Annotated in this window: 11 protein-coding genes; 10 read left to right on the top strand and 1 reads right to left on the bottom strand. The window is 58.0% G+C overall.

All coding sequences use genetic code 11. The annotated features are described in order from the left end of the window. The 10 genes from ACETWG_05085 to ftsZ all read left to right on the top strand — a co-directional run. Positions 1 to 199 (top strand): UDP-N-acetylmuramoyl-tripeptide--D-alanyl-D-alanine ligase (locus ACETWG_05085; GenBank protein MFB0515962.1); only part of this gene is annotated, 199 nt, incomplete at its 5' end. Between the two features lie 2 nt (positions 200 to 201). Continuing rightward, the gene (mraY, locus tag ACETWG_05080) at positions 202 to 1305 is read left to right on the top strand and encodes a phospho-N-acetylmuramoyl-pentapeptide-transferase (GenBank protein MFB0515961.1); all 1104 of its coding nucleotides are present in this window, start codon (positions 202 to 204) and stop codon (positions 1303 to 1305) included. Beyond that, on the top strand, positions 1305 to 2702 hold the full coding sequence (murD, locus tag ACETWG_05075) for a UDP-N-acetylmuramoyl-L-alanine--D-glutamate ligase (protein ID MFB0515960.1): 1398 nt from the start codon (positions 1305 to 1307) through the stop codon (positions 2700 to 2702). Before mraY ends, murD begins: the two co-directional genes overlap by 1 nt. Beyond that, complete coding sequence (ftsW, locus tag ACETWG_05070; protein MFB0515959.1) at positions 2695 to 3840, top strand: putative lipid II flippase FtsW; 1146 nt, start codon at positions 2695 to 2697, stop codon at positions 3838 to 3840. The genes murD and ftsW overlap by 8 nt, the downstream gene beginning before the upstream one ends. Continuing rightward, positions 3821 to 4945, top strand: coding sequence for an undecaprenyldiphospho-muramoylpentapeptide beta-N-acetylglucosaminyltransferase (murG, locus tag ACETWG_05065; GenBank protein MFB0515958.1), 1125 nt, complete (start codon positions 3821 to 3823; stop codon positions 4943 to 4945). The genes ftsW and murG overlap by 20 nt, the downstream gene beginning before the upstream one ends. Continuing rightward, entirely contained in the window at positions 4945 to 6357 is a 1413-nt protein-coding gene (gene murC / locus ACETWG_05060; protein ID MFB0515957.1) for a UDP-N-acetylmuramate--L-alanine ligase, read from the top strand. Before murG ends, murC begins: the two co-directional genes overlap by 1 nt. Beyond that, positions 6357 to 7304, top strand: coding sequence for a UDP-N-acetylmuramate dehydrogenase (gene murB, locus ACETWG_05055; protein MFB0515956.1), 948 nt, complete (start codon positions 6357 to 6359; stop codon positions 7302 to 7304). The genes murC and murB overlap by 1 nt, the downstream gene beginning before the upstream one ends. Then, on the top strand, positions 7291 to 8073 hold the full coding sequence (locus ACETWG_05050; protein ID MFB0515955.1) for a cell division protein FtsQ/DivIB: 783 nt from the start codon (positions 7291 to 7293) through the stop codon (positions 8071 to 8073). The genes murB and ACETWG_05050 overlap by 14 nt, the downstream gene beginning before the upstream one ends. Positions 8074 to 8077: 4 nt before the next feature. Then, positions 8078 to 9349, top strand: coding sequence for a cell division protein FtsA (gene ftsA, locus ACETWG_05045; protein ID MFB0515954.1), 1272 nt, complete (start codon positions 8078 to 8080; stop codon positions 9347 to 9349). Between the two features lie 20 nt (positions 9350 to 9369). After that, positions 9370 to 10584, top strand: a complete 1215-nt coding sequence (gene ftsZ, locus ACETWG_05040; protein MFB0515953.1) for a cell division protein FtsZ — start codon at positions 9370 to 9372, stop codon at positions 10582 to 10584. A 117-nt stretch (positions 10585 to 10701) separates the two neighbouring features. Here the strand turns inward: ftsZ and rpmB are convergent, their stop codons facing one another. After that, positions 10702 to 10938: a 50S ribosomal protein L28 gene (gene rpmB / locus ACETWG_05035; protein ID MFB0515952.1), complete on the bottom strand. Its 237-nt coding sequence runs from the start codon at positions 10936 to 10938 to the stop codon at positions 10702 to 10704. Positions 10939 to 11626: the final 688 nt, after the last annotated feature.

The raw sequence follows: 11626 nt of genomic DNA, 5'->3' as shown, positions 1-11626 counted from the left end.
ACTGCTATGCTTCGGCCCTGAAACCTACGCCACCTACTGCACCGCCGTCTCGGCAGGCCTGGATGCCCGCCACTTCGGGGATAAGTCGGAGTTGAGCCGTGTCCTGACCCAGATCGTATCACCAGGGGATGTGGTCTATGTAAAAGGCAGCCGCGGGATGGCCATGGATACCGTTATCAAGGAGGTGTTTAACCACTAGCTATGCTCTACCACCTGCTCTTCCCGCTACGGGACTGGTTTATCGGGTTCAATCTCCTGCGGTATATCACCTTCCGGGGAGCCACCGCGGCGGTGTTAGCCCTGCTTATTACTTTCTGGATCGGCCCGGCCCTGATACGCTGGCTCAACCGCATGCAAATTAGCGAGGCCATAAGGCCCACCGTACCGGTCACCCACGCCAGGAAAAGGGGCACCCCCACCATGGGTGGCACTATTATTCTAATCGCGGTATTGCTGCCCACCCTCCTGCTGGCGCGGTTGGAGCAACCCTATATCATTATGGCTGTGATCGCGCTGGCGTGGATGGGCCTCATCGGCTTGTTAGACGACTATCTGAAAGACATCCGGAAATTACCCGCCGGTCTTATCGCCCGCTATAAACTGGCCGGGCAGATCAGTCTGGGATTATTCATCGGTTGCTGGCTGTATTTCTGGCCCGCCAATGCCGAAATCCGTTCCGCGATCAGTCTGCCGTTTGCTGCTAATGGATCGCTAGACCTGGGCATTTTCTACATCCCGCTGGTGATAATAGTCATCACCGGAACCTCCAACGCCGTCAACCTCACCGATGGGCTCGATGGGTTAGCGACCGGCTTAATGGCCGTTGCCGTGCTGGCTTTCGGGGCCATTGCCTACGTCATGGGGCGCGTCGATTTCAGCGACTATCTCAACATCTTTTATCTGCCCGGTTCGGGAGAATTGTTCATCTTCGCCATGGCCCTGCTGGGAGCATGCATGGGCTTCCTCTGGTTCAACGCCAAACCAGCGGAAGTCTTCATGGGAGACACTGGTGCGCTGTCCATGGGCGCGGCGCTGGGATGTATGGCCGTGATTCTCAAGCAGGAAATCCTGCTGACTATCATCGGCGGCATTTTTGTCGCCGAAGCGCTCAGCGTTATTATCCAGATAAGCTATTTTAAGTTGTCCCGTCGTCTGACCGGTGAAGGCAAGCGGGTCTTCCGCATGGCTCCGCTGCATCACCATTTCGAACTCCGGGGCTGGCCCGAGAGCCGGGTTGTGATTCGATTCTGGATCATGGGTATCCTGCTGGCCCTATTGAGCCTGTCTTCCTTCAAGGTGTTGTAGTGCTATCAGCTCCCGGAATCCGTTTCTCCCAGGCTGCCCGGTATTTCTCCGGTCAGGAAATCATCGTTCTGGGAGCCGGTCGCAGCGGGCTGGCGGTCTGCCGTCTACTGCATTCTATCGGTGCTCGTGTCGCTCTGGTAGACGATAACAAATCTCACCAGGAAATCGCCCGGTCTCTGGACATTTCCGAAATCATTATTATTACAGATGGTTACGAAACTGAAGAACTCCCTGGCCAGCTCCTGATCTTGAGCCCCGGTATTGCGGACACCCACCCCATCGTAGCCTCCTTCCTGAAACAGGGATTACCGGTGCTGAGCGAAGTGGAAGTAGCCGGCAGGTTCACCTCGGCACCTGTAATCGCCGTCACCGGCTCCAATGGCAAGTCCACCGTTACCACCATGATCCACCAGATGATGGCCGCCGGAGGATGGGGCAGCTTCCTGGGCGGCAACATCGGGGTTCCCTTCGCCAGCAATGTCATGGAAGAGTTCGATCTGAGACCAAAATCCCCCGTGCATGTAGTGGAGGTCAGCAGCTTCCAGGCCGAGCACCTCGAAGGTTTTAAACCCGCCGCGGCCGTGTTCCTGAACCTCTCCCCCGACCACCTCGACCGCTACCCCGGCCTTGAAGACTATGGGCAGGCGAAACTCCTGCTGCTGCGGAATATGGATACGGAAGGGTGGATTATCTATAACCGCGACGACGCTTTTTTCCGCGCCGCTCTGGAAGGCCGCAGGGGAGCGGTGCCCTTCACTGCGCTATCTGCCGAAGATACCCTGTTTACCCGGGAGAACGAGTGGATCGTTCACCGGGAAGAGCGACTGATCCGTTTGAATGAGCTCCCGCTACCGGGACCCCATAACGTTATGAACTTCCTGGCCGCCGCTACGACCGCCTGCGTAATGGGAGTCGAAACTTCAGCCATCGCACAGGTAATGAGACGGTTCGAGGGGCTGCCCCACCGCCTGCAACTGATGGCCGAGGTGGACGGCGTCCGGTACTACAACGATTCCAAGGCCACCAACGTGGCCTCCACCCGCATGGCCCTGGCCAGCTTCAGCGGCAACATCATCTTGATCCTCGGCGGCAGCGAGAAGGATGCCCCCGATTATCCCACGCTCAGCGCCCCGATCCGCGACAAGGTCAAACAGCTCATCACCTACGGCCAGGCGGGACCCCGGTTAACCGAGATTTTCCAGGGGATCGTGCCCATACGGTTTGAACCGGAATTCACTGCAGCTGTCGAACAGGCCCGTCAAGCCAGCCGACCGGGCGATGTAGTGCTGCTCGCCCCCGCCTGTGCCAGCTTCGACCAGTTTGCCAATTTCGAAGAACGCGGTGCGGCGTTCCACCGCATCGTGCTCTCCTTTCAGAATGAGGCCGTTCATGCCTAGCGCCGCGACCACCCCGCGCTTCGATACCTGGACCGTGTTGCTCACCACCTTTCTGGTCGGCGTCGGGTTGGTGATGCTCTACAGCTCCAGCGCCGACACGGCCGCGGACATCAGCGGCGATCACATGTTCTTCCTCAAGCGACAACTGACCCGGGCTCTGTTAGGTGCTGCCCTGCTGTTCGCTTGCAGCCGTTTGGACTATCACCATCTAAAAAAATACGCCAATTGGCTTTTATTAGGCTCCCTTGCCCTGCTGACCATTTCGCTGCTTCTTCACTACGCCACTGGTCGGGAGGGTACCGCCCGCTGGCTCTGGTTGGGACCGGTCTCGATCCAGCCCTCCGACTTTGCCCGTCTAAGCCTGATTATCTACTTAGCCGCATATCTGGATCGTAAAGGATCTCAACTCACCAGCCTCGCACGCGGTTTCCTCCCCCCGGTGGTGGTCATTGCCCTCATGATGGTGCTCATCATTCCGGAACCTGACTTTTCCACCGCCGCCCTTACCGGTCTACTCGGATGCACGTTGCTGTTCCTGGGAGGCGCCCGAGCCAGGCATCTGGCCGGCCTCGTAGCTGCCTCGCTGCCGCTAATGGGTGCGGTCATGATCGCGGAGCCCTATCGCAGGATTCGCATCCAGTCCTTCCTCGGGCTGATAGACTCCCCCAGAGCCGAATACCAGATCTCCCAATCGCTGATCAGCCTGGGCAACGGTGGCTGGCTGGGACAGGGACTGGGCAACAGCGTTGAGAAAAAACTATTCCTGCCGGCACCGCATACGGACTTCGTTTTCGCCATAATCGGCGAGGAACTGGGCTTTATCGGGGCCGTTCTGCTGCTGGCCGCGTTCTTCTGGCTCTTTCAGCGCGCTATCGTGATTGCCAGGCATGCGCCCGACCGGTTCGGAATGCTGCTAGCCCTGGGAACCGCGCTCAACCTCATCATCTACGTTATGGTGAATACCGCCGTCGTGACCGAAGTGGTTCCCAATACCGGAATCCCGCTGCCCCTCATCAGCTATGGGGGCACTCACCTGGTCTTCACCCTGATCAGTCTCGGGATATTACTGAACATTTCAGCTTCCACCCGCCGCAGGCGGTGGGATCGTCAACTGGTATATGCCAAAGCAAGATCATGAGCGGTTGCGAGTGCTAATGGCCGGCGGAGGCACTGGTGGTCATCTCTTCCCCGCCCTGGCTATTGCCAGAGGTCTGAGGGAAATTGACGATCGTTGTGATATCCGCTTCGTCGGCTCCAGGCACGGGCTGGAAGCGCGCATCCTGGCCAACCAGAATGAGGTCTTTTATCCTCTGAACATTCGTGGCATTCAACGTGGCTGGGGGCCCTTATCACTGGGGCGCAACCTCATCTTTCCCTGGCGTTTTGTTGTCTCCCAACTCCGCTGTCGCCAGATTATAAAGGGCTTTAAACCCCATGTAGCCGTTGGGACCGGCGGCTACGCTTCCGGCCTACCTCTGCTGGAGGCCCAGCGGCAGGGAATACCCACCCTGATCCAGGAACAAAACTCGTACCCCGGGATCACCACCCGGCGCCTGGCTCGCAACGCGAACCTGGTTTGCCTCACTTACGAAACCACCCTGCAGTACCTCCATTGCAAGGACTGGGTGCTCACCGGCAACCCGATCCGCTTTGATCGAAATATCCCCAACCGGCAAACAGCGCGGCGGCAACTGGGCCTTCCAGCTCGCAGACAAACCGTATTGATCCTCGGTGGGAGCCAGGGAAGCCGCCCCTTGAACAATCACTTTTTAGCCCACTGGCGCACTTACACCGAAAAAATGGGCGTCCACTTACTGTGGCAAACGGGAGCCGCCAGTTATAAACGCCTTGCTCAGGCAACCGGCGACACTGAACACGTAACCTGCGTGCCTTTTATTTCTGATATGGCCTCCGCCTATGCGGCCGCCGATCTGGTGGTATGCCGGGCCGGGGCCACCACCGTCGCCGAACTCACCTACATGGCCAAACCATCAATCCTGATACCGCTGCCCTCCGCGGCCGCCGATCATCAAACCCGGAATGCCAAGGTGCTGGTCAATCATAAAGCAGCCAGGATGGTACCCCAGCGCGAGCTATCCCAGGGGAAATTAGAAGCAGTGGTCAAACGGCTCATCCAGTATCCGGACCGGCTCCGGGCCATGGCAAAACGCGCCCAGAGCCTGGCACAGCCCGACGCAACCAAAATCATTGTAGAGCACATCTTACAATTGGCTGAGACGTGATGTTCGGGCGAATAAAAAAAATTCATTTTATCGGCTTGGGCGGGATCGGTATAAGTGGTATGGCCGAGCTGCTACACACCTTGGGGTTCAAGATCTCGGGCTCCGATCTGCGCCGCTCAGAAATCACCGATAAACTGGAAAGGGCCGGCGTTCGGTTCTTCGAAGGTCATCACCCCGACAATATTAACGCTTGTGATATGGTGGTCTATTCCTCAGCGGTCAAACCCGACAATCCCGAGATTGAAGCCGCCCGGAGCCGCAGTATCCCGGTGATTCGCCGGGCCGAAATGCTCGGCGAACTCCTGAAAGTAGCCGAGACCAGCATTGCCGTGGCCGGCACCCATGGCAAAACCACCACCTCCTCCATGATCGGCACCATGCTGACTACCGCCCGGCGCGATCCCACCATGGTGATCGGCGGTATCGTGAAGAGCCTGGCCGCCAACGTCCGCCGCGGCCAAGGGAACATCATCGTGGTAGAGGCCGACGAGTTTGACCGCAGCTTCCTGTCACTGCGCCCCACCATTGCTGTCATCACCAACATCGATCTGGAACACCTGGACTGCTACGAAAATCTCGATGAACTCAGTCAGGCCTTCACCCTCTTTGCCAATGCGGTTCCGTTTTATGGCCGGGTGGTCGCCTGCCTGGATGAGCCCAACGTTCAGGCACTTTTGCCGCGGCTGCAACGGCCGGTCACAACTTATGGCCTGGCCCCCCAGGCCGATGTGCGCGCTCGTAAAGCCACCTATCATGAAAACCGCACCCGGTTTGAACTGGTCATTCCCGGCCAGGAGCCGCTCCCGATGGAACTGCAAGTGCCGGGTGAGCACAATATCAAGAATGCCCTGGCGGCCGTGGCCGTAGGGCTGGAGCTGGAAGTGCCGCTAAAGGAAATCATCAATGGGCTGAACCAGTTCAGCGGTGTGAGCCGCCGCTTTGAGATCATCGAAATCATCAACGACGTCATATTTGTGGACGACTACGCCCACCATCCCCGCGAAGTCTCGGCCGTCCTCCAGACCGCCCATCAGGGTTGGGACCGACGGCTGATAGCTATCTTCCAGCCCCACCTGTATACCCGCACCCGAGATTTTCACCAGGAATTCGCCCGCAGTTTCCTGGCCAGCGACGTGCTGGTGGTGACCGACATCTACCCGGCCCGGGAAGAGCCCATCGAAGGAATCACTGGCGAGCTGATTGCAAATGATACCGCCCACTTCGGCCATAAGCAGGTCACCTACACGCCGGATAAAAACGATCTGCCCGCCATTGTAGCCCGCTTGATTAAGCCGGGAGACATGGTCATCACCATGGGTGCCGGTGACATCACGCATTACAACGAAAAGATCAGGCACGCCTACCAGGAACCCCTCTTGCAGGGGAATGTGCCCATTGGGTCGGATCAGTAATGAATCGGCAACAGCAAGAAGCGCTAAACAGCAGGGTTCAAAAAGGCCGTGTCCTGTTCAATGAGCCCCTCAGCCAGCACACCACCTACGGGATTGGCGGCCCGGCGGAGGTATTCGTCCAGCCTTATGATCGGGTCGAGCTGGCGCAGGTGCTCAAGTTCGCCCACCAGGAAGGAATCCCCGTCACCTGCCTGGGCGCGGGCAGCAATTGCCTGGTGAGTGACACCGGCCTGTCGGGCCTCGTCATATCCCTGGCGGGTACCCTGAAAAACCTGCATATCGAAGATGGCAGGGTGGCGGCTGAGGCCGGGGTCATGCTCGGGCATCTGGTAAAACGCTGCCTCCAGGCTGGATTGACCGGATTGGAGAGCCTTATCGGCATCCCGGGGACGCTGGGTGGTGCCCTGGTAATGAACGCCGGCGCCTTCGGCGCCGAAATCTCTACCCATCTGGATCAGGTGCTCATCCTCACCCTCAACGGTGAGGAAAAGGTCTATCAGAGCGAGAACCTGCAGTTCGGGTACCGCAGTTCCAGCTTCCGGCCGGATGAGATCATTGTCGAAGCCGAATTCCATTTTGCGATGGGCACAGCGGAGGCCATCTCCCGGACGCGCAAGCTAGCCTCTAATGAGCGGAAGGCGCGCCAGCCCTTGAAATATCGGTCAGCGGGTAGTGTTTTCAAGAACCCGTCGCCGGACATGGCGGCTGGTATGTTGATTGACCGGGCTGGACTCAAGGGTACGCGGCGGGGAGAGGCCGAGATTTCCACCCAACATGGCAATTTCTTCATTAATCGCGGCGCGGCTACGGCCGGAGACATGGCCTTTCTGATCAAACTGGCGGCCCGAACTATTAAACAACGGTTCAATACCCAGCTGGAATTTGAGATCAAAACTTTCGGATTCCAGCCTGGTTACTGGGAGGATGCTGGCCTTGCCCAATCGTGATCCATCCGCTCTCAGACACCTGGGTAGCTGGGCCCGCTCGGTATTTGTAGGTTCGATCCTCGTCGTAGCGGGGTGGCCGCTCGGCAAAGGTATCCTTAGCTACCTGAACAATATAGCGGTGTTCGAGCTCAGGCGCATTGAGGTCCGGGGCAACAATATCCTCACCCGGGCCGAGGTGGTCAAGACCATGGCGGTACCCCTTACCGGGAGCGTCTTTGACGTTGACCTACCAGCTCTCCAGGGACGCGTCGAGGAGCTCGATTACGTCTACGGCGTCCGCCTGGGCCGAAAGCTGCCCCATACCCTTTTCGTTGACCTCGTGGAAAACCAGCCCCTGGCTTACGTGGCAGCACCTGAATACTACCTCCTCACCGACGAGCAAGAAGCCCTCCCGTTACCGCACGGGCGCTTCGAACTGGAGCTGCCCACAGTCTCCGGCGCCGATTCGGCCCTCAAGGCCCTGGCACTGGGCTCCGTCAATGACCACGCCCAGCTGCAACAGGCCTGGAAGATTCTGCACTATATCTATGCCTCATTCCCCAGCCTCTACCAGGAATTGAGCGAACTGGTTTTTGCTGATAATGGAGAGATTACCCTTTACATGACCGAGACCTCCACCGCCGTTCGTCTTGGCAGCCAGGAACTGGAGCAACGCATCGCAACACTGGATGCTTTTCTGCTCACCGTTTCAGGAAAAAGAAGTCTAATAGACTATTCCTATATCGATTTACGCTACAACCGACAGGTGGTAGTCCGGGAGCGAGCATAATTCTATGACCACACACGAAACCCAACCCAGATTAATCGCGGCCCTGGATGTAGGCACCAGTAAGGTCTGCGCGGTCATCGCCCGGGTTGATGAGAACGGCCGACTGAACCTCTTGGGCGTAGGAAGCGCCCCATCCACCGGGATGCGCAAGGGCATGGTAGTCAACGTCAAGGAAACCGTTACTTCCATCGAAGCGGCCGTCGAGGAGGCCGAGGCCCAGGCCGACGTGAAAATGAATGGCGTGTATGTAGCTCTTTCGGGGGAACAGATCCGCAGTATGAATAATGCCGGAGTTATCACCGTGAGCCGTCATGAGTCCCGCATGCCCCATGTCCAGGAGATTACCGAGGACGACATTGAGCGGGTACTGGAGCAGGCCAAGGCGATAACCCTGCCCGCTGAACGCGAAATCCTGCATGTCCTGCCACAGGAATTTAAGGTCGACCAACATGAGGGCATTAAAGCGCCTCTGGGACACATCGGCCATCGGCTTGAGGCCCGGGTCCATCTGGTCACTATCGATGGTTCCGCCGCCCAAAACCTCGTGCGGTGCGTGGAAGCAGCCGGACTGTATGTTGAGGCCCTCGTTCTTGCTCCCCTGGCCTCCGCCGCCGCGGTCCTGGAACAGACCGAAAAGGACCAGGGTGTGGTACTGATCGATATGGGCGGCGGCTCTACTGAACTCATCGTCTATTACGATGACGGCGTGCGCCATACGGCCATCATCCCCTTCGGCGGCAACCGGGTAACCAACGATATCGCTCAGATTCTGCACACCACCTTCCAGAAAGCCGAGGAGCTGAAGAAAGAATACGGCTACGCCAAGTTCCCTGCCACGGTCAAAGACGACGAGATCACCATTAATGGCATCGCGGGGCGCCGTCCCCAGACCACCACCCGGCGCGGACTGTCAGCCATTATCGAACCCCGCCTGGAAGAGATCCTGCAACTGTGCCGCAACGAAATTCGCAAAAGCGAGGTCAGCGACAAACTCACCTTCGGGGTAGTACTCACGGGCGGCGGTGTACTATTGAAAGAGATGGAAGAAAAGGCCGGGGAGGTGTTCAATGCCGATATCAAGATCGGCTATCCATTGCACGTGGGCGGTCTGGATGATATGGTGAGCTCTCCGGAGTACGCCACCGCCATCGGATTGCTGCTCTACGGGCTGGAGTACGAAGAGACCTATGGGCTGCCCAAACGACCCGGGAGTCTAACCGCATTTTTCAAGCACCTGGTAAGCCAGGTGAAAGGCTTTTTCAAGGAACTGTTCTAACTGAGGAGAGGAGACCGATCATGTTCTTCGAATTCGACGATTACGATCTGATGAAGGCCAAGATAAAGGTAGTCGGCGTAGGCGGCGCCGGCGGGAACGCCATCAACCGCATGATTGAGGACAACCTGCTGGGAGTGGAGTTCATCGCGGTCAATTCCGATGCCCAGGACCTGGATAACAATCTGGCCGAGATCAAGATCCAGATCGGCAAGTCGCTAACCAAGGGTCTCGGTGCCGGAGCCGACGTGGACATCGGCCGCCAGGCCATCGAGGAAGACCACGAGATCATTGAAAAAACCCTGTCCGGGGCCGACATGGTCTTCATCACCGCCGGGATGGGCGGCGGTACCGGCTCCGGGGCCGCACCGCGAATCGCCCGCATCACCCGCGAATTGGGCACCCTCACCGTAGGCATCGTCACGCGCCCCTTCCTCTTCGAAGGGCGGCAGCGGGCCCAGCGAGCTGAAACGGGCATCGAAGAACTGCGCCAGTATTGCGACACTACCCTCGTGATACCCAATGAGACCCTCCTGCGGATCACCGATCCCGATACTACCTTCGTCGACGCCCTGAAACTGGCCGACAGTATCCTGCACCAGGCCACCAAGGGCATCTCCGACCTGATCAATATCCACGGGCTCATCAACCTGGACTTCGCCGACGTGCGCACGGTCATGCTGAACATGGGCGACGCCATCATGGGTACCGGCACCGGCCACGGTGAAGAGCGCGCCATCCTGGCCGCCCAGCAGGCCATCTCCTCTCCCCTCCTGCAGAACTGCAATATCCAGGGTGCCCAGGGGCTCCTTATCAATGTCACCGGCGATGCGACCATGACCCTTCATGAAGTAAACGACGCCACCTCCATCATCAATGAAGAGGCCGGTGCGGACGCCAACGTCATTTTCGGAGCCGTCATCGACTCCAACCTGACCGATGAATTCCGGGTCACCGTTATCGCCACCGGCTTCAACCGGCCCGCGGAGCAGCTGCCGCTCGCTGCCAGAGCGAGGGAAGCCTTTCCGGGTGTGGCCAGCCCCTTCGATGCTCCCGGTCGGCGGGAACGCGAGCCGCTTTTCAGCCTGCGCCGACGAGTGCCCAAAGACGGCCAGGGCATGGCGGTGGTGGATGGCGAGGATGAGGACGTGATGGTATTTGGCGACGACCTGGAGGTCCCGGCCGTCTTACGGTCCCAAGCTTCCTCCCGAGCGGGGAGCCAACAACCGTCTGCCTGAGGAGACAGACAGGCTCCCTAATAAAAGCCCCCTCACTCAAGGTCGAAGTGTGAGGGGGCTTTTTTTAATCTTGAATAGTCGCCCTGAGGCTCTCGAAGGACGACCACCCGGATTGATCTAAATCTTCTCCCCCCGGGCGCGCAGCTCCCGCACCACGGCGCCGATGCCCTTCTTGTCGATGATGCGCAGCCCCTTGGCCGAGACCTGCAGGGTAACCCAGCGCTGCTCCTCCTCCAGCCAGAAACGCTTGCGCTGCAGGTTCAGGTCGAACCGGCGGCGGGTCCGGTTGTGGGCGTGGCTGACCTTGTTGCCGAACGACGGCCCCCGGCCCGTTACCTGGCAGTACTTACTCATATGCTTCTTACCGACAATCTGATCATTGCTCAACCGCAAAAGCGGGCCAGAATATACGGCTCATACCCTGCCCCTGGAAAGGGGGAATGGTAATTGGATATTGGATGTTGGATATTCGATGCCCTGGCCGCCTAGGTGGATTATGTCAAAGAGCAGCATATGGCAGGGTCAATCCGGTATCACCCCGGTATCATGTCTGGGTCATGGTCCCCGACGGTGGTGGTGAGTCCGCCCCGGGGGCCACCCCCTGGATTACAGGCTGCGAAAGCACGGCTGAAACAGGAGGCATAAAGGCGCTATGAGCTGTCAATTCCATAACCACCGAAGATACGGTCCGGGGAACCGGTTATCGTTCGCCATATGCGCGAGGTTCGCGAGAGAGGGAGAAACAGCATTGTCCCTCTACTGCTGACAGTTGTTTTTGGGCGCAAACGGGGGATTATTAATAAGAAATCGATCGAAACAAATCAGAACACCTATACTTACCATTGCGTTTTGTATGTGATGACTTTATATTTATGACTACATGTAGAATATACTGTCTGTCTGTATCAATTCTTTTCGGGAGGATAGCATGCATACTTTCCTTCGTACTTCGGTCGCGACAGCCATACTCATATTCCTCAGCGAAAATGTAGATAGTAAGCAAACGCTAAGAATTAATGAATATCCACCAGCTCAAGCGGTA

Source organism: Candidatus Neomarinimicrobiota bacterium, from assembly GCA_041862535.1.
Taxonomy (GTDB): Bacteria; Fidelibacterota; Marinisomatia; order SCGC-AAA003-L08; family TS1B11.
Note: the sequence above shows the minus strand (reverse complement) of the source record. Positions and strands in the feature narration are given on the sequence as shown.

Excerpts from the sequence above, each read along its gene's own strand:
- mraY (MFB0515961.1), top strand. The coding sequence starts at position 202 with ATGCTCTACCACCTGCTCTTCCCGCTACGGGACTGGTTTATCGGGTTC.
- ftsW (MFB0515959.1), top strand. The coding sequence starts at position 2,695 with ATGCCTAGCGCCGCGACCACCCCGCGCTTCGATACCTGGACCGTGTTG.
- murG (MFB0515958.1), top strand. The coding sequence starts at position 3,821 with ATGCCAAAGCAAGATCATGAGCGGTTGCGAGTGCTAATGGCCGGCGGA.
- murC (MFB0515957.1), top strand. The coding sequence starts at position 4,945 with ATGTTCGGGCGAATAAAAAAAATTCATTTTATCGGCTTGGGCGGGATC.
- murB (MFB0515956.1), top strand. The coding sequence starts at position 6,357 with ATGAATCGGCAACAGCAAGAAGCGCTAAACAGCAGGGTTCAAAAAGGC.
- ftsA (MFB0515954.1), top strand. The coding sequence starts at position 8,078 with ATGACCACACACGAAACCCAACCCAGATTAATCGCGGCCCTGGATGTA.
- ftsZ (MFB0515953.1), top strand. The coding sequence starts at position 9,370 with ATGTTCTTCGAATTCGACGATTACGATCTGATGAAGGCCAAGATAAAG.
- rpmB (MFB0515952.1), bottom strand. The coding sequence starts at position 10,938 with ATGAGTAAGTACTGCCAGGTAACGGGCCGGGGGCCGTCGTTCGGCAAC.